Here is a 16,148-nt window from a genome sequence, read left to right on the forward strand (position 1 = left end):
TCAATCTGCGCCTTTTGGCATTTCATGGGGATGATAATACGTATTACACCGCCATCAGCGCCGCAATTTCTGGATGGGTTGATAAGTTATCCATATACGTTTGCATAGCTGGAGTGGCGGCGTAGTTGCAGTATTTAATTAAAAACATCACAAAGCAGCCTACATAGACATCAACAGCGGTAATTTTTGCTCCGCAAATATAGGGTTTAGCACTTGCTAAGCCTATCTCTAGCGTGGATAAAGTACGTTCAACGGAACCGAAACCGAATGATTTTTGCTGTTCTTCATTTAATTCAACGCCTAAATCTCGAACGGTAAATGCAGATTCAATTGGACCCGCTGTAAATAAAAACCAACGATAGTAAGCGCCTCTTTCAGGGCTATTCAATGCAGGTGCAAACCCCTTTTCGATAAATTTATCAGCAAGATAAAGACAAATAGCGGCACATTCCGTGACCACCACATCACCATCAACTAATGCCGGGACTTTTGCCATCGGATTAATGGCAAGGTATTCCGCGGTATGCATCTCTGCGCTATAAGCTAATTCAATTCGCTTATAGGGAACGCCCATCATTTTTAACAGTAAATCGACGGTATTACCGCGGGACATGGCATTGGTAAACAGAACTAGCTCGCTCATCTTGGTTTTCCTTAAATGAAGTAGAAAACCTACTATAAGGGAGAGCTGTGTCAGAAATTGTCAGGAGTGTCACAGAGAATTTCTTGTTTCCAACGGGCGAGTAAATAGCTTTTTGGGTACGGCAGGGTATCACTTAAAACTGTATAAGATTGAATTCTATCGAGGCGAAAATGACGATAACTTTGACGTAATTCACACCATGCCGCCAGCACTTGGGTCTCTTTCATATAGCCGATGGCAATAGGCCAAATGACCCGTGAACTGGCTTTTCCTTTGATATCTGAATAATCCATTTTTGCCTTGCGTTCTTCTCGCAGGCTAAAGCGTAAATCTTTGGCTATCTCATTGTTAATACTTTCAAAATGTGTAGTTGGGGCAAACAGCGTATTGCTGTTGAGGATCGCTTGAGATTCTTTAGCCACCACTGAGTTAATTTTATTAATAGCGCGTATTGCGGAGTTTTTCAGTTCCTCATCTGCATTACTTTGTACCCAGCGTAAGCCCAAAATTAGTGCTTCCAACTCATTTTCATCGAACATTAGTGGAGGCAGTAATAATCCACTTTTTAATTGATAGCCAATGCCAGCTTCCCCAGTAATCTCTGCACCTTGATCCCGTAATGACTCGATATCGCGATAAATAGAGCGAACGCTAACACTTAATTGGGTGGCGAGAGAATCAGCCGTCACCGGATAGCGTTTTTCTTTTAAGATTTGTAATAGTGTCAATAAACGCTGGGTACGGGTCATGAAATTCTCAGTTAGGACGTTATGCAGTGAATAGCTCACCATACTAAAGAAACCCGCTTTTTAATGCCAATCTTCTTATATGCACTCCACGAAATCTTCACCGTACATTCATCTTACTGTCATCTTTCAGCCGTAGCCTGCCATAGCAATTTGAACGCGCGTGCAAAAAATATCATCCAACAAAAGCTCGTATAACAAGATAGAAAAACACTAGGAGAAGCAAATGGTTAAGCGCACATTATTGGCATCGGCTCTTATCGCATCCACCTTTGGAGCCAGTGCCGCCGAGTTAGTGATTGCAGGACGAGATAGTGGCTACGGTGATGCCATGCAGTTTGTGGTGGACGAATATAAAAAAATTAATCCAAAGACGGAAATCACGTTAGTGAAACGCCCAAGTAAAGGGCTGTATGAAAGCATTGTGCTCTCTATACGAGAGAAAACAGGTAATTATGATGTGGTTTTAATGGATGATACTTGGGCGCCTGAGTTTCTCGCTAATAAGTGGTTATCTCCATTGCCTAACTCGTTAGAAGATAAGGATTTTATTCAATCTACTCTAGATATTGGGCGTAACCCTGATGGTAGCGGAGCGACTTATGCGTTACCCATGGTGGGAAATGTTGCGATGTTTGCGTGGAACAAAGATTTGTTTGACCAATACCAATTAAAACAGCCACAAACATGGACGGAAGTTTTGAGCTCGGCAAAAACCATTAGTCAGGATGGCAAGGTCAATGGAGTGGTTTATCGTGGTGTTAAAGGCAACCCAATCGTGACGGGATTTTTGCCAATTTTGTGGGGATATGGTGGCGATGTTGTCGATAGTAATGGCAAACCAACCTTAAATACGCCGCAAGCTAAACAGGCTTTAGAGACTTTCTTAGCAATGAAGCAATATGCGCCGAAAGGCGTGGATGTGTATAACGCTGATGAAGTGCGCGATGCATTACAAAAAGGCACTGCGGCGATGGCCATTGAAGTGTGGCCTGCGTGGGTTCCCGATCTCGATAATGCCAAGGTGTCTAATGTGGTCGGTAAAATGGAAATGATGGCGCCACCAGCACAAACAGGGCAACCGTCGCCAATGCTCGGAATTTGGCAACTGGCTATCCCTGCTGACGCAAAAAATAAAGCGGAAGCCGAACAATTTTTAGCTTTTGCAAGCAGTGCCGCAATGCAAAAAGCGTTAGCGCTGAATTTTGGGACACCACCGACTCGCCAAAGTGTTTACGCTGATCCGCAAGTGGTAAGCAAATATCGTTGGTATCCACAGCAAGCTGCCGCATTACAAGCAGGCAAAGCACGCCCGCGTATCCAAAACTGGGCAGAAGTCGAAAGTATCTTAGGGGATTTTCTTCAAATGGCAATGATGGGGCAAATGACTTCAGAGCAAGCTTTGCAACAAGCCCAGAAACGTATTGAGCGCACCACCAAAAAATAAAATTGCTTCAATGGCGCTAGCTTTTAGCGCCTTTATGGATGCTGAGTATGTTATTTGAAAACCGTAAGCAGTTATTTTGGCTACTGTTACCCGCGCTGATTATGTTGGGGCTGTTGACCCTGTATCCCATTGTATCCGTGCTGTATAACGCCTTTGGACAAATGGACTATATCGATGATAGTTACCATTTTATTGGCTGGGCGAATTTTTCTGAATTATTCGATGATTTCTTCTTTTTAGCCGCAATAAAAAATACCTTTATTTTTACGTTGGTCGCGTCCATCGCCCAAGTTTTACTTGGATTGTGGCTCGCATTGCTGTTTAACCGCCAGTTTTATGGGCGCAAATTTGCATTACCCATCATTATCTATCCGATGATGCTTTCTACGCTGGTGTGCTCTTCAATTTGGCGCTCTTGGTATAACTACGATTTTGGTTTCTTAAATAGCGTATTGGTCAGCATGGGGTTACCTCCTCAAGAGTGGTTGTTTAATCCAGATTTAGCGCTGTATGCCATCGCATTGGTGGATACCTGGCAATGGACGCCAATGGCATTTCTGATCATTTTGGCCGGGTTGCAGTCGATTCCTAAAGATATTGGTGAAGCTGCCATGGTGGATGGTGCGAGAGGCTGGAAATCCTTTATTTACATCACATTGCCACTGATTAAAAAACAACTGATGCTGGCATTTTTATTACGCTCAATCGACACATTCAAGCTTTTCGACAAAGTGTATGTGATGACGGGGGGTGGGCCGGGCAACTCCACTGAAACCTTATCCATGTTTGTGTATAAATACGGCTTCCGTTTCTTTGATTTAGGTATGGCAAGTGCAGCTGCATTAGTGATGCTAGCTATTTCATTACTAATGACGTTGATTTATGCCCGCAACGTGATGAAAGGGAGCTGACCATGAAAGCAAGATTACACACTGTTGTTGTTTGGTTGGCGGTATTGATGATGGCGCTACCCATTATCTGGATGTTTGGCACGGCCTTTAAATCGCCTGGAGATATTTTGCAGTCCGGAGCTAATTTATTGCCTAGGGAACTGAGTTTATCTGCATTTGAAAAACTTTTTGAAGGCGATTTACTGCGTTTAGTCGGTAATACCGTGCTCATTTCTACCGGTGCTACTGCGGTCTCTATCCTATTGGCGTTCTTTTGCGCCTACGCGCTTGTTCGATATCGCTTTCCCGCCAGACTGGATAACGTATTTTTACTCGGGGTGCTGATTATCAAAATGATGCCGCCGATTGTCATTGCTATCCCTCTGTATTCGTTGATGAACCAAGTTGGGCTACTGAATACTCGCATCGGACTTATTTTGTCTTATCAGGTGTATACCTTGCCATTTTGTATTTGGATGCTGCTGGGTTTTATTCGTGATATTCCCCTCGAGATTGAGGAAGCGGGAGCGATGGACGGGGCAAATCTATTGCGTCGATTAGGCTATATCGTATTTCCACTGTGCGCCCCGGGTTTAGTGGCAACTGCCATTTTTTCCATGATCCTCGGCTGGAATGAATTTTTATTCTCGCTGCTATTTATCCACACACCGGACAAATTCACTATTCCATTATTTATCTCCAACTTTATGACCGAAGACGGCACTGCATGGGGAGAAATGATGGCAATTGGTATTGTTTCGTCATTACCCATGTTGGCGTTGGCGGGTTACATGCAGCGCTATTTATTACGTGGCTTTTCGATGGGATTGAAATAATAGGCATTTATCATGAAAAAACTCGAATTGATTAAGTTAGGTAAAAGCTACACAGGACAGCGGGTGATCCCTCAGGTTGATTTATCCATTGAGGCGGGGGAGTTTGTGGTATTTGTGGGACCTTCGGGCTGTGGGAAATCCACATTATTACGGATGATTGCTGGGTTAGAATCAATTACCGACGGTGAGTTACGACTTAATGGCCAGCGTTTAAATGATGTTCATCCTTCTTTGAGAAAAGTGGCGATGGTATTCCAATCCTATGCGCTATATCCCCATATGAGTGTGGAAAAAAATATGGGGTTCCCACTTAAAATGGCGGGGATCGGTAAAGAGGATATCACTAAAAAAGTACGAGCGACCGCTGAACACTTACAGTTAACGCATTTACTTAACCGCTTACCTTCTGAACTTTCAGGGGGACAACGTCAGCGTGTGGCGATTGGTCGTGCCATTGTACGTGATCCAGAGTTATTTTTGTTTGATGAACCGCTGTCTAACCTCGATGCTAAGCTAAGAGGCGAAATGCGTATCTACTTGAAAAAACTACATCAGGCCTTGAAAGCGACCATGATTTACGTCACCCATGACCAAGTAGAAGCCATGACGCTGGCAGACCGTATTGTGGTTCTGAACCAAGGTCGTATTGAACAAATTGGCACCCCTGAAACGTTGTACAACCAGCCTGCTAATAAATTTGTGGCGTCATTTATTGGCTCTCCGGTGATGAATTTTATCGATCCACAAACCTTACGCGAATTAAAAATCACCAAGATCTTTTCAGAAGAAACTGCGGTTATCGGTGTGCGTCCAAATCAAGTCGTTGTGGATAGCGAATGTCCCGATGTATTAATGCCAATTTCGGTGGTGGAACCTTTAGGGCATTCTCGCCTGTACTATGGTTCATTTCCGGGCGGCTCGCCTTTTTTAGTGGAAAGCAACCAAATTTATGATGTTGGTGATGCTTTACCCATCAGCTTGTCGCGCTCAATTTTGCATTTATTTGATCAGCAAGAACAACGGATTGAACTGACTAATACAAGGAATGCAGATGCTGCCTAATTTTCAGGTAACCGTGGTAGGAACTGGCGATGCGTATGATTACGAACGAACTAACGCCAGCATTTTAGTGGAAGAGTCTGGTTTTAAATTGTTGGTGGATTGTGGTCCAACAGTACCCCAGAAAATTTTCAAACTGCATCAAGCGGATGAGTTGGATGCGATTTATATTACGCATTGCCATCCTGACCACTGCCTTGGCTTGACCTCATTATTAAATTGGATGGATAGTTATCGGCGTAAACGCCCACTGACTATCATCGCTCAACAGGCTCAATGGGAAATCTTGGCGCCGTTATTGTATTTTGCTCACTGGCCAAAACCTCAATTAGGGTTTGAGATTATTAGGCAATATAGTGAAGAGATTCAATCGATTGGCTCTTGGAAAGTCACCACGTCGCCAACGCAACATTCAGTCAGCAATTTAAGTTTGCATCTCACTAGCGGCTCAGGATGTCGATTATTTTATTCTGGTGATGGTGAAATATCCCTACAGGGTGAACAGCTTGCATTGCAAAGTGATTGGGTATTTTTGGAATGTGAAACCTTAAATTCTCACCCTAGCCATGGCTCGTGGCACTCCATACAACAGCGGTTTCAGTGCCAGACACCAAAACCTAATAGCCAATGGCGGCTGTATCATATTGAGCCGCGTTATCGTGAAAAATTGAGCCAGCATATTGTGCCTTATGATTTTATTCAATTGGCTGAGCAGGGAGAAATACTCCATGATGCCCAGTAAAAAAGTAACCGCTGAGGATGTTGCCGAAGCTGCGGGTGTCTCTCGTTCCTCGGTATCTCGCGCCTTCACGGATGGGGCGAGTATCCATCCTCAGAAGCAGAAAAAAATCCTCGAGGCAGCCAAGCAACTCGGTTATCAACCCAATTTTTTTGCTCGAACATTGAGTATGCCTACTCAAAAAAAACGCTCCAATATTGTGGCGATCTTAGTGAGTGATTTATCGAACCCGTATGAATCCTATCTGTTTGAGGTTTTATCGCGAACGTTACAGAGCCATGGAAAACAGCCGATGCTGCTGAATGTAAAGCTGGAGGATGACCTCGATGAGGCAATCTTACGGCTATCGGGGTATCAAATTGATGGTGTCGTTGCAGTTGTTGGTTCTCTGCCCGCTGACCATTTTCACCAATGTTTGAAATTGTCTTTACCGCTCATCACGTTAGGCCGCTCAGACACCACAGGAATTATTCCCTCAGTACAAACGGATAATGTGTTAGTGGGAGAAATGGCGGCGGAGCATTTGCTGAGCTTAGGATTGAGAAAGTTTGGGTTTCTTGCAGGAAGGCAGGATGGACAAGCATCCAACGAGCGTTATCAAGGATTTAAACGGTGTTTGATGGCGGCTGGCGTGACGGAATCAATTTACCTACAGGCGGGTAGTTATAGTTATCAAGCCGGATTTGACGCGGCTTGGCAGCAAAGAGAACAGTTAATGCTGTTAGACGGCATATTTTGTGCTTCAGATTCACTTGCCATGGGGCTAATGGATTGTTGTCGTCAAAAACTAAATTTATCTATTCCCCAACAATTGAATGTGGTGGGGTGTGATGATATCCCGATGGCGGCATGGCAAGGTTATCAACTAACCACATTAGCACAGCCAGTGAACGGTATTGCTCAGCACGTATTAGCCTTGCTTGAAGGGATTTGGATGAAGTCAGAGGATAGCCCCAATATGGTGAGGTTGGCTCCGGAATTAAAAGTGCGTGAAAGCACTAAAATGAGAGGATAGATAAAAACGCCTAGGGTTAGGCGTTTTTATGAGTTGCGGATGCGTTATTGGCTTTTTTGCCACCAAGAAACGATATAGTCGGCAATTTGCTCTGGGTTATTTATATCAAGTTGTGGCACGTTAGTATCGATAATTTCATTACTGGCCACTGCGACCACAAATTCATCAATTAAACCATTAAGCGGTTTACCTACTTCCGATCTAAACAGGGCGATTTTGTCGATCGGTTCGCTTTTAAATCCTTCTACCAAGATCAGATCCAATGATGTTGGATCGAACCGGCTGGCAAGGTAATTGAGATCCATTTCATCGCATTCAGGGGTTTCAGTCATGAGCGCCCAACGCTGATTACTGGCAACTAAGGTTTGGTCGGCACCAGCTTTACGCAGTTCGAAGCTGTCTTTACCCGGCTTATCCACTTCCATGTCGTGGTGGGTATGTTTAATCAAACCTACACGTACATTGCGCTGTCTCAGTAACGGAATCACTTTTTTTAATAAGGTGGTTTTTCCCGTTCCGCTATAGGCGGTGATCCCGAGGAGAGGTAAGGTATTCTGGTTCATAGTTATTTTTGTTGCAGCTCCCAGTTTCGGCTATCTTCCGGTGTATTTAAATTGGCAAATGTTTCGGTTTCAGAGGTAAACATAATGCTCTTTGCATGCACTTCTCGCATAAATAGCATTAATTTGCGATCCCCGCGAGCGAGGTAATTATCCAACGGTTTTTGTAGTGAGCGATGGATTAGGGCAAAGGTTGGGTGCTCCCGTTCACTATCGCAGGCATAGCAAGCAAGATGCTCCCCTTTTTCGTGAAACATTTTTTCCGCTAAATTACGGGGAAACTCGGGGACGTCACACGGTACAAATAGCAGCCACTCAGTTTTTGCCTGATGTAATGCGGCTTGCATTCCCGCTAATGGACCCGAAAAATCTTCAGTAAGATCGCTAAAAACCGGTAATTGGCTTTGGCGATAACGTGCTTGGTTGCGATTGGCATTAATCATTAATTGCCCAACTTGAGGTTGCAGTCGTTCGGCAATATATTGATATAGCGGCTTACCCAGTAAAGGAACCAGCCCTTTATCCTGCCCGCCCATTCGCGTACCTTTGCCTCCTGCGAGGATCACACCTGTGATTAACTGACGAAATGGCATGTTCAATATCTCTGAAAATCTTAGCGAAAATGTTTCAACGAACTTAAAAAATTTATTAAGTATAGTAATTGCTAAAATTTATTCTATTTTCCTATAAAATCAATGAATATTAATACAAGAGATAGTTAAACTTTACTTAGATTGACAACAGTTCTCTTTTTCTCTTGTATGATTATTGGTAACTTGTATCGAATATTCGTGATAAGGAATAAACATGAAATGCCATCGCTTAAATGAAGTTATTGAGCTTCTGCATCCAGTATGGAAGGACAACTCAGATTTAAATTTAGTGCAATTATTGCAGAAACTGGCTGATGAGGCGGGTTTTACCGGCAGTTTATCTGAACTGACTGATGACGTATTAATTTATCATCTGAAAATGCGTGACGCCGATAGTAATGCGGTGATCCCGGGAATTCAAAAAGATTATGAAGATGATTTTAAAACCGCACTTTTACGCGCGCGTGGCATTATAAAAGACTAAATAAACATGGATGCAATTGAACAATCGAGTTTCCATTTTGGTGGGATCTCTCCTGATATGATCCTCGATGCCCTGATGGAAGCGGGGATCTATCCAGAGTCAGGCTTAACAGAGTTAAATAGTTACGAAAATCGGGTTTATCAGTTTCAGGATGAAAATCGCCAACGCTATGTGGTGAAGTTTTATCGTCCTGAACGTTGGAACCGTTCCCAAATCCAAGAAGAACATGACTTTACTCTTGAATTGAAAGAGGAAGGTTTAACCGTTGCTGCGCCATTAGAGTTTGCTGGGCAAACGGTACTTGAGTTTGGTGGATTTATGTTTGCAGTCTTTCCTAGCATTGGTGGGCGCCAATATGAAACAGACAACCTATTTCAGCTTGAAGGTGTCGGTCATCTATTGGGTCGAGTACACCAAATAGGTAAGCAGAGAAACTTTGCATTCCGTCCGACTATCAGCGTTGATGAGTATCTCGACCAGCCGAGAAAGATTCTGGCGGCAAGCCCATTAATCAAAGAGCGCGATAAAGAAAAATTTTTGAGCTCATTAGATGGTTTGATTACACAGGTTAAATCCCATTGGCCAGCAGAGCAGTCATTCATTCGCCTACAGGGGGATTGCCATCCCGGTAATATTTTGTGGCGTGATGAAGCGTGGTTGGTCGATTTTGATGATGCACGCAATGGTCCTGCAATACAGGATTTATGGATGTTACTGAATGGCCCTCGCCAAGAGCAAATTATCCAGCTCGATACTTTATTAGAATCGTATAACGAATTTTGTGATTTTGATGTACGTGAGTTGAAGCTGATTGAACCGCTACGAGCAATGCGAATGGTGCATTATTTGGGATGGATTACCCGCCGCTGGCAAGATCCTGCTTTTCCTAAAGCATTTCCGTGGCTACAAACAGCCGATTTTTGGCAACAGCAACACATTGAGTTTGCTGAGCAAACCAAACGGTTGCAGGATGCCCCTTTGCAGTTGAACCCGCAATATTAATGTTTAAGACTTTGTTTTTGGAGAAAGTTGTCTATGAAAAGAATCATGTTGGCTTTAATGGGTATCGCCATGTCTTTTGGTGCAGCAGCAGCAAATTACACGGAAGGTAAAGAGTACACAGATGTAAAACCACCGGTGCAAAATTTGCCACAGGTTGTGGAGTTTTTCTCTTTCTACTGCCCACACTGCTATCAGTTTGAAAGTGTGTATAAAGTGCCACAGACGGTAGAGAAAAACTTACCTGAAGGTGTAACGCAAGCACGTTATCACGTTGATTTTTTAGGACCTTTAGGTGCTGATCTGACCCAAGCGTGGGCGGTGGCAATGGTGCTAAAAATTGAAGATAAAGTGACGCCAATCTTGTTTGAAGGTATCCAAAAAAACCAATCAATCAATAGTGCTGCGGATATCCGCAATGCCTTTATTAAAGCCGGTGTTTCTGGTGAAGAATATGATGCAGCACTGAATAGCTTCGTCGTAAAATCGCTGGTAGCGAAACAACAAAATGCAGCACAAGACTTAAAACTGCGTGGAGTTCCAGCTCTGTTTGTTGATGGAAAATACCAAATTCGTAACAACGGTATTTCAGTCGATAATCCAGAAGATTATGCTAAAGAATACTCAAAAGTTGTGAACTTTTTAGTCAATAAAAAGTAATGACCTAAGATAGCGGCACCTTGCCGCTATCTTTTTATTTACTGACTGTCCGTTATCAATATCCACAATTTGACCAGATCCCATTCTTTGCGATAAATCAATATCATATTCGCTAACTTATTGATTTTATTTTCTAGTTTTTTTATTGCAATTTTATTACTTGTTGAATCTGTTAGACAACCTAAAATTACCCACAAAGTTATCCACAGGATGTTCAGGTGGATAAAAGGTGGCAGATGAGTAGGAAATTGAATCTCAAGGTGTATCTAAAGCCACATTGTGGCATCCTATCTCCCATTCATTCCCGATAAACAAGATGATGACAGACTATGGCTCAAATTGCTGAAAATCCCCTTATTTTGGTAGATGGTTCTTCTTACCTTTACCGCGCTTATCATGCATTTCCTCCATTAACTAACAGTGCTGGCGAACCAACCGGTGCAATGTATGGTGTGCTTAATATGCTGCGTAGTTTAATCATGCAATATAGCCCAAGCCATGTCGCTGTTGTCTTTGATGCTAAAGGGAAAACATTCCGCGACGAGCTATTTGAAAGTTATAAGTCACACCGTCCGCCAATGCCTGACGACCTACGTGCACAAATTGCACCGTTACATGAAATGGTTGAAGCGATGGGATTACCCCTGCTGGTGGTACCTGGGGTTGAAGCTGATGATGTGATTGGAACGCTGGCACGCGAAGCGAGCAGTAAAGGGATGCCTGTGCTGATCAGTACAGGGGATAAGGATATGGCACAGCTCGTTGAGCCAAATATCACCCTGATCAACACCATGACCAATACCATTTTAGGTCCTGAAGAAGTTGAAGCAAAATACGGGGTTCCACCTAGCTTGATTATCGATTTCTTGGCGCTTATGGGGGATTCTTCAGACAACATTCCCGGTGTACCCGGTGTTGGTGAAAAGACTGCATTAGCGTTATTACAAGGGATTGGTAGCTTAGAAGCTATTTATAATGATTTAGAAGCGATCGCCCCATTAGGCTTTAGAGGCTCAAAAACCCTTGCACCAAAAATGGCTGAAAACCGCGAATTAGCGTTCTTATCGTACCAATTGGCGACAATTAAAACGGATGTTGAGTTAGAAAAGCCGTGTGAAGAATTAAAAGTGGCTGAACTTGATGCAGATAAACTCCATCAGCTTTTTAGTCGCTATGAATTTAAACGCTGGTTAGTCGATGTTGAAAATGGCAGCTGGATGGATGCTAAAGGCGTAAAACCGAGCAAAGCAGCTGAAAGTTATCGCGCTCCAGAAAATAAGCCCGCCGCAAAATCTAAACCGGCTGCACCGACTTTAAGTGCCGAAAACTATCAAACTATTTTAGATAAAGCGGAGTTAGCACTGTGGGTGAAAAAGCTCAGTGAAGCTTCTCTGTTTGCGTTTGATACAGAAACCGATAGTTTAGATACCCAAGAAGCTCGCTTGGTGGGGATGTCATTCGCGATTGAAGCGGGGCATGCCGCTTATTTACCTATCGGTCATGATTATCTGGATGCGCCTGTTCAACTATCACTTGATGATGTTATCGCTGTGATGAAGCCAATTCTTGAGAACGAAAAGATTGGCAAAATTGGACAAAATCTTAAATACGATGCAGAAGTACTGGAAAATTACGGTATTGAACTGAAAGGCATTGCATTCGATACCATGCTGGAATCCTATGTGTTGAATAGTGTGGCAGGCATGGGACGTCATGATATGGATAGCCTAGCGGATCGTCATCTCAACCATAAAACAGTGAGTTTTGAGGAAATCGCAGGCAAAGGTAAAAAACAGCTGACATTCAACCAAATTCCATTAGAGCAAGCGGCTAATTACGCAGCTGAAGACGCAGATGTCACTTTATTACTGCACCAAGCGCTATTCCCTCAGCTTGAAGAAGAACCGAAATTAGCCCACGTATTCAAAAATATAGAAATGCCATTAGTGCCAGTATTGGTGCGGATGGAACGTAAAGGCGTCTTGATTGATGCACCAACGTTGGCGGCACAATCTAAGATCATTACGGCTCGTCTGGCTGAGCTGGAAAAACAGGCGTTTGAACTAGCGGGTGAAGAGTTTAATCTGGCATCCCCAAAACAGCTGCAAACTATTTTGTTTGAAAAGCTTCAATTGCCTGTTATCAAGAAAACACCAAGTGGTGCAGCTTCAACGAATGAAGAAGTGCTTGAAGAGCTGGCTCTCAATCATGAATTACCAAAGTTGCTGTTGGAACATCGTAGTTTAGCTAAACTGAAATCTACTTATACTGATAAATTACCGTTGATGATCAACCCAAAAACGGGGCGTGTGCATACTTCGTATCACCAAGCGGTCACTGCAACAGGTCGTTTATCTTCTCGTGATCCTAATCTGCAAAATATTCCAGTGCGTACGGAAGAAGGTCGCCGTATTCGCCAAGCCTTTATTGCTCGCAAGGGCTACAAAGTGATGGCAGCGGACTATTCGCAGATTGAACTGCGTATTATGGCGCATCTTTCCCAAGATAAAGGCTTATTAACCGCCTTTGCAGAAGGGAAAGATATCCACAAAGCGACAGCGGCAGAAGTGTTTGGCGTACCGTTAGACCAAGTGACCAGCGACCAACGTCGTAGTGCAAAAGCGATTAACTTTGGTTTGATCTACGGAATGAGCGCATTTGGTTTAGCGCGTCAATTGGGGATCCCGCGTGGAGAAGCCCAGCGCTATATGGATCTCTATTTTGAACGCTACCCGGGTGTTCTGCGTTATATGGAAAATACCCGTTTGCAGGCATCAGAACAGGGGTATGTTGAGACCTTAGAAGGTCGACGACTCTATCTGGCAGATATCAAATCAAGTAACGGTATGCGTCGTAAAGCGGCTGAACGCGAAGCCATCAACGCACCAATGCAAGGGACAGCGGCAGATATCATCAAAAAAGCGATGATTGCGGTGGATCACTGGCTACAAACAGAAAAACCAGAAGCAGACATGCTAATGCAAGTGCACGATGAATTGGTGTTTGAAGTGAAAGAATCCGAGCTAGAGAAGGTGCAGGCGAAAGTGCAAGAGTTGATGGAGCAGAGCATGAAGTTGGATGTTCCTCTAAAGGTGGAAGTTGGTGTTGGCATGAACTGGGATGAAGCCCATTAATCCGCAATACTCGTCATATTTCACGCTGTGGCTGTGTTGGTTTCACATAGCCACTTGGGTCACATACTTGTGTATGCTCCCCAAGCTGTCTTTGTTCACGGCCTTGCCACACATGAACTATTTAGAATATTGATTAGGTAAACAGCTTTAGAAGCAAAAACGAAAAGTTAAGAGCTAAGCGAAGCAGAAAGATAATGTTAAGGCACCTCAAAGGTTGGCGACAATTTTTGGGGTGTTTTTTTATGTTTGGCGTATTTTTTTAGTGGTATTTACGCAAAATTTGGCGGCGTTTTGTTCCCTTTAAATTGCAGATAATTCATGGTTAATACACTGAATTTTAAAAATATCGGCTAGATTTTTGGGGGGTATGTTTATGCGATGCAGATCTCATAAATATGTAGTAAAAGTACATTTTTATGATTTTAACGGACGATTATGCGAGCTGAATCGTAGTAAGCTTTGAAAAAAAACTACAAAAAGTCTTTTTTTCGAGCGAAAAATAAAGTACATTATCAGGCGTAGGGTACAGAGGTAAGATGTTCTATCTTTCAGACCTTTTACTTCACGTAATCGGATTTAGCTGAATATTAGCTGCTCCAGTCAAGGTTTTTGACTGGAGCATTTTTTTGCCTAAATTTTAGTGAATTTATTACAATGAGCCGTTGTACGCCAACATCGACGTACAAGATATAGGTAGGTTATTCCGCGGCAGTGCTGTACCAATTGTCTAATTTGATACGTAGCTTATCGATACCAATCTTTTTCGGCGCAGAGAAATATTCAACTTCAATATCACCGTTTAGCGGAGCCAATGCTTGGCGAACGTCCATCAACTGTTTCTTTCTGGCACCGGAAGCGAGCTTATCAGCCTTAGTGAGCAGCACGAGGACTGGAATGCTCATTGCAACAGACCATTCGACCATTTGCATATCAAGATCTTTCAGTGGATGACGAATATCCATCAATACCACTAATCCTTTGATACATTCTCTTTTTTGCAGATATTCACCGAGAGCTAGCTGCCATTTGCGCTTCATCTCTTCGGGAACTTCGGCATAACCGTAGCCTGGAAGGTCAACTAGGCGGATGCCTTCTTCAACTTCAAATAAGTTGATGAGCTGGGTTCTTCCTGGTGTTTTACTTGTACGCGCTAAGCTCTTTTGCTGCGTTAGTGCATTTAGTGCGCTTGATTTGCCGGCATTTGAACGGCCAGCAAAAGCAACCTCAATTCCAGTATCTTTCGGTAGATGACGGATATCGGGTGCACTGATGACAAATTTTGTCATGTGGTAGTTATGGTTTTTAATTGCCATTGGTGGTTCTCCCTGAGTAGCCTCAAAAGGCTGGGGGGATTATAGCGATTGAATAGCGGACAAACAACAAACTACGTCTATTTGAGGTGATATCTATTTTAGAACAACATTATTGGAGCTATTTTTTAGCAAAATGACACTATAATTAGGTATCTCTAGCGAAATGAAATGATTTGGCGTAAATAAAGGTAAATCTTTAGCAATCCACTGCGCTTCGCTCTAGAATTGGAACATTAATATGTTATTTGGTATTAACAAAAGGGACCTTGAATGTTGAAACGAATTTTTGTGCCATTATTGGCTATCTGTGCAATGAGCACAACCTCCCTCGCATTAGCGGCTGGTGAAACTTACGTTAAATTAGTGACTTCGGCGGGTGATATTGAATTAGAGCTAAATAGTAAAAAAGCACCCGTTAGTACCGAAAACTTTGTTCAATATGTTAATGAAGGTTATTACAATGGCACGACATTTCATCGTGTTATTCCGGGCTTTATGATCCAAGGCGGCGGTTTTAATAAAGAACTACAGCAAAAACAAACGCGCGCACCAATTAAAAATGAAGCTGATAATGGATTACGTAATTTACGTGGAACCATTTCAATGGCTCGCAGCGCAAATAAAGATAGCGCAACCAGTCAATTTTTTATTAACGTCGCAGATAATGCATTCTTAGACCATGGCCAACGTGACTTTGGATATGCCGTATTTGGTAAAGTGGTAAAAGGAATGGATGTTGCAGATAAGATCTCGAAGGTGAAAACGGAGAACGTAGGCCCTTATCAAAATGTGCCTGTAGAACCTATTACAATTATTTCTGCGGAAGTGATTAAAAAACCTTAATTTTCTTTAGTTGGTGGGTAATTCCTTCAATATTGCCCACCTTATGTTTAATTTCTCTCCTCTGTATTTTCTTCAGTATTTATTCTCAATTAGCCATATAACTTACTAATATTCTTATTTTATTGTATTTAAAACAATTTTTTATACGCATTAATGTTGTTATGAGAATGTGAATATAATCCCATGA

Annotated in this window: 17 protein-coding genes; 12 read left to right on the forward strand and 5 right to left on the reverse strand. The window is 42.8% G+C overall.

Going from position 1 to position 16,148, the window contains the following annotated elements; all coding sequences use genetic code 11:
* Window positions 1-43: 43 nt before the first annotated feature.
* Both EL244_RS01700 and EL244_RS01705 read right to left on the reverse strand, forming a co-directional pair.
* Complete coding sequence (locus EL244_RS01700) at window positions 44-643, reverse strand: glutathione S-transferase family protein (protein WP_126458282.1); 600 nt, start codon at window positions 641-643, stop codon at window positions 44-46.
* A 50-nt stretch (window positions 644-693) separates the two neighbouring features.
* Window positions 694-1,392 carry a helix-turn-helix transcriptional regulator gene (locus tag EL244_RS01705; protein WP_126458285.1) on the reverse strand — a complete coding sequence of 233 codons (699 nt, stop codon included), beginning with the start codon at window positions 1,390-1,392 and terminating at the stop codon, window positions 694-696.
* 223 nt (window positions 1,393-1,615) lie between these two features.
* On the opposite strand from EL244_RS01705, the gene EL244_RS01710 reads away from it, so the two are divergent.
* From EL244_RS01710 to EL244_RS01735, 6 genes are read left to right on the forward strand one after another with little or no spacing between them, the layout of a single operon-like run.
* Window positions 1,616-2,836, forward strand: a complete 1,221-nt coding sequence (locus EL244_RS01710; protein ID WP_126458288.1) for an ABC transporter substrate-binding protein — start codon at window positions 1,616-1,618, stop codon at window positions 2,834-2,836.
* A gap of 47 nt (window positions 2,837-2,883) precedes the next feature.
* A complete protein-coding gene (locus tag EL244_RS01715) occupies window positions 2,884-3,747 on the forward strand; it encodes a carbohydrate ABC transporter permease (RefSeq protein WP_115163885.1) in 864 nt (287 codons plus the stop codon).
* Window positions 3,748-3,749: 2 nt separating this feature from the next.
* Window positions 3,750-4,562 (forward strand): carbohydrate ABC transporter permease, encoded by an 813-nt coding sequence (locus tag EL244_RS01720; RefSeq protein ID WP_126458291.1) that lies wholly within the window; start codon window positions 3,750-3,752, stop codon window positions 4,560-4,562.
* 12 nt (window positions 4,563-4,574) lie between these two features.
* On the forward strand, window positions 4,575-5,624 hold the full coding sequence (locus EL244_RS01725) for an ABC transporter ATP-binding protein (protein ID WP_126458294.1): 1,050 nt from the start codon (window positions 4,575-4,577) through the stop codon (window positions 5,622-5,624).
* Window positions 5,614-6,363 carry a ribonuclease Z gene (locus EL244_RS01730; protein ID WP_126458297.1) on the forward strand — a complete coding sequence of 250 codons (750 nt, stop codon included), beginning with the start codon at window positions 5,614-5,616 and terminating at the stop codon, window positions 6,361-6,363. The genes EL244_RS01725 and EL244_RS01730 overlap by 11 nt, the downstream gene beginning before the upstream one ends.
* Window positions 6,350-7,375, forward strand: coding sequence for a LacI family DNA-binding transcriptional regulator (locus EL244_RS01735; RefSeq protein WP_126458300.1), 1,026 nt, complete (start codon window positions 6,350-6,352; stop codon window positions 7,373-7,375). Before EL244_RS01730 ends, EL244_RS01735 begins: the two co-directional genes overlap by 14 nt.
* Before the next feature lie 44 nt (window positions 7,376-7,419).
* Here EL244_RS01735 and mobB read toward each other — a convergent pair whose 3' ends face one another.
* Together mobB and mobA are read right to left on the reverse strand one after the other, a co-directional pair.
* The gene (gene mobB, locus EL244_RS01740; protein WP_006813732.1) at window positions 7,420-7,938 is read right to left on the reverse strand and encodes a molybdopterin-guanine dinucleotide biosynthesis protein MobB; all 519 of its coding nucleotides are present in this window, start codon (window positions 7,936-7,938) and stop codon (window positions 7,420-7,422) included.
* A 2-nt stretch (window positions 7,939-7,940) separates the two neighbouring features.
* Window positions 7,941-8,528 (reverse strand): molybdenum cofactor guanylyltransferase MobA, encoded by a 588-nt coding sequence (mobA, locus tag EL244_RS01745; protein WP_006813731.1) that lies wholly within the window; start codon window positions 8,526-8,528, stop codon window positions 7,941-7,943.
* Between the two features lie 214 nt (window positions 8,529-8,742).
* Between mobA and EL244_RS01750 the strand changes: the two genes are divergently transcribed.
* From EL244_RS01750 to spfP, 5 genes are all read left to right on the forward strand, one after another.
* Window positions 8,743-9,012: a YihD family protein gene (locus EL244_RS01750; protein WP_006813730.1), complete on the forward strand. Its 270-nt coding sequence runs from the start codon at window positions 8,743-8,745 to the stop codon at window positions 9,010-9,012.
* Window positions 9,013-9,018: 6 nt separating this feature from the next.
* Window positions 9,019-10,014 (forward strand): serine/threonine protein kinase, encoded by a 996-nt coding sequence (locus EL244_RS01755; protein ID WP_126458303.1) that lies wholly within the window; start codon window positions 9,019-9,021, stop codon window positions 10,012-10,014.
* Between the two features lie 33 nt (window positions 10,015-10,047).
* Window positions 10,048-10,671: a thiol:disulfide interchange protein DsbA gene (dsbA, locus tag EL244_RS01760; RefSeq protein ID WP_006813728.1), complete on the forward strand. Its 624-nt coding sequence runs from the start codon at window positions 10,048-10,050 to the stop codon at window positions 10,669-10,671.
* Window positions 10,672-11,000: 329 nt separating this feature from the next.
* Window positions 11,001-13,805, forward strand: a complete 2,805-nt coding sequence (gene polA / locus EL244_RS01765; RefSeq protein WP_126458306.1) for a DNA polymerase I — start codon at window positions 11,001-11,003, stop codon at window positions 13,803-13,805.
* A 536-nt stretch (window positions 13,806-14,341) separates the two neighbouring features.
* Complete coding sequence (spfP, locus tag EL244_RS18410) at window positions 14,342-14,389, forward strand: small protein SpfP (protein WP_438361642.1); 48 nt, start codon at window positions 14,342-14,344, stop codon at window positions 14,387-14,389.
* A gap of 114 nt (window positions 14,390-14,503) precedes the next feature.
* Here the strand turns inward: spfP and yihA are convergent, their stop codons facing one another.
* Window positions 14,504-15,118: a ribosome biogenesis GTP-binding protein YihA/YsxC gene (yihA, locus tag EL244_RS01770; RefSeq protein ID WP_126458309.1), complete on the reverse strand. Its 615-nt coding sequence runs from the start codon at window positions 15,116-15,118 to the stop codon at window positions 14,504-14,506.
* A gap of 270 nt (window positions 15,119-15,388) precedes the next feature.
* Here yihA and ppiA point away from each other — a divergent pair, with 270 nt between their 5' ends.
* Window positions 15,389-15,961 (forward strand): peptidylprolyl isomerase A, encoded by a 573-nt coding sequence (gene ppiA, locus EL244_RS01775; RefSeq protein ID WP_006813723.1) that lies wholly within the window; start codon window positions 15,389-15,391, stop codon window positions 15,959-15,961.
* Window positions 15,962-16,148 lie beyond the last annotated feature (187 nt).

Source organism: Providencia rustigianii (genome assembly GCF_900637755.1).
Classification (GTDB): Bacteria; Pseudomonadota; Gammaproteobacteria; order Enterobacterales; family Enterobacteriaceae; genus Providencia; species Providencia rustigianii.

Coding starts and splice junctions, on each gene's coding strand:
- EL244_RS01720 (WP_126458291.1), top strand. CDS start 3,750: ATGAAAGCAAGATTACACACTGTTGTTGTTTGGTTGGCGGTATTGATG.
- EL244_RS01725 (WP_126458294.1), top strand. CDS start 4,575: ATGAAAAAACTCGAATTGATTAAGTTAGGTAAAAGCTACACAGGACAG.
- EL244_RS01750 (WP_006813730.1), top strand. CDS start 8,743: ATGAAATGCCATCGCTTAAATGAAGTTATTGAGCTTCTGCATCCAGTA.
- EL244_RS01755 (WP_126458303.1), top strand. CDS start 9,019: ATGGATGCAATTGAACAATCGAGTTTCCATTTTGGTGGGATCTCTCCT.
- EL244_RS01710 (WP_126458288.1), top strand. CDS start 1,616: ATGGTTAAGCGCACATTATTGGCATCGGCTCTTATCGCATCCACCTTT.
- EL244_RS01715 (WP_115163885.1), top strand. CDS start 2,884: ATGTTATTTGAAAACCGTAAGCAGTTATTTTGGCTACTGTTACCCGCG.
- mobA (WP_006813731.1), bottom strand. CDS start 8,528: ATGCCATTTCGTCAGTTAATCACAGGTGTGATCCTCGCAGGAGGCAAA.
- EL244_RS01735 (WP_126458300.1), top strand. CDS start 6,350: ATGATGCCCAGTAAAAAAGTAACCGCTGAGGATGTTGCCGAAGCTGCG.
- ppiA (WP_006813723.1), top strand. CDS start 15,389: ATGTTGAAACGAATTTTTGTGCCATTATTGGCTATCTGTGCAATGAGC.
- EL244_RS01705 (WP_126458285.1), bottom strand. CDS start 1,392: ATGACCCGTACCCAGCGTTTATTGACACTATTACAAATCTTAAAAGAA.
- EL244_RS01730 (WP_126458297.1), top strand. CDS start 5,614: ATGCTGCCTAATTTTCAGGTAACCGTGGTAGGAACTGGCGATGCGTAT.
- EL244_RS01700 (WP_126458282.1), bottom strand. CDS start 643: ATGAGCGAGCTAGTTCTGTTTACCAATGCCATGTCCCGCGGTAATACC.
- yihA (WP_126458309.1), bottom strand. CDS start 15,118: ATGGCAATTAAAAACCATAACTACCACATGACAAAATTTGTCATCAGT.
- polA (WP_126458306.1), top strand. CDS start 11,001: ATGGCTCAAATTGCTGAAAATCCCCTTATTTTGGTAGATGGTTCTTCT.
- dsbA (WP_006813728.1), top strand. CDS start 10,048: ATGAAAAGAATCATGTTGGCTTTAATGGGTATCGCCATGTCTTTTGGT.
- mobB (WP_006813732.1), bottom strand. CDS start 7,938: ATGAACCAGAATACCTTACCTCTCCTCGGGATCACCGCCTATAGCGGA.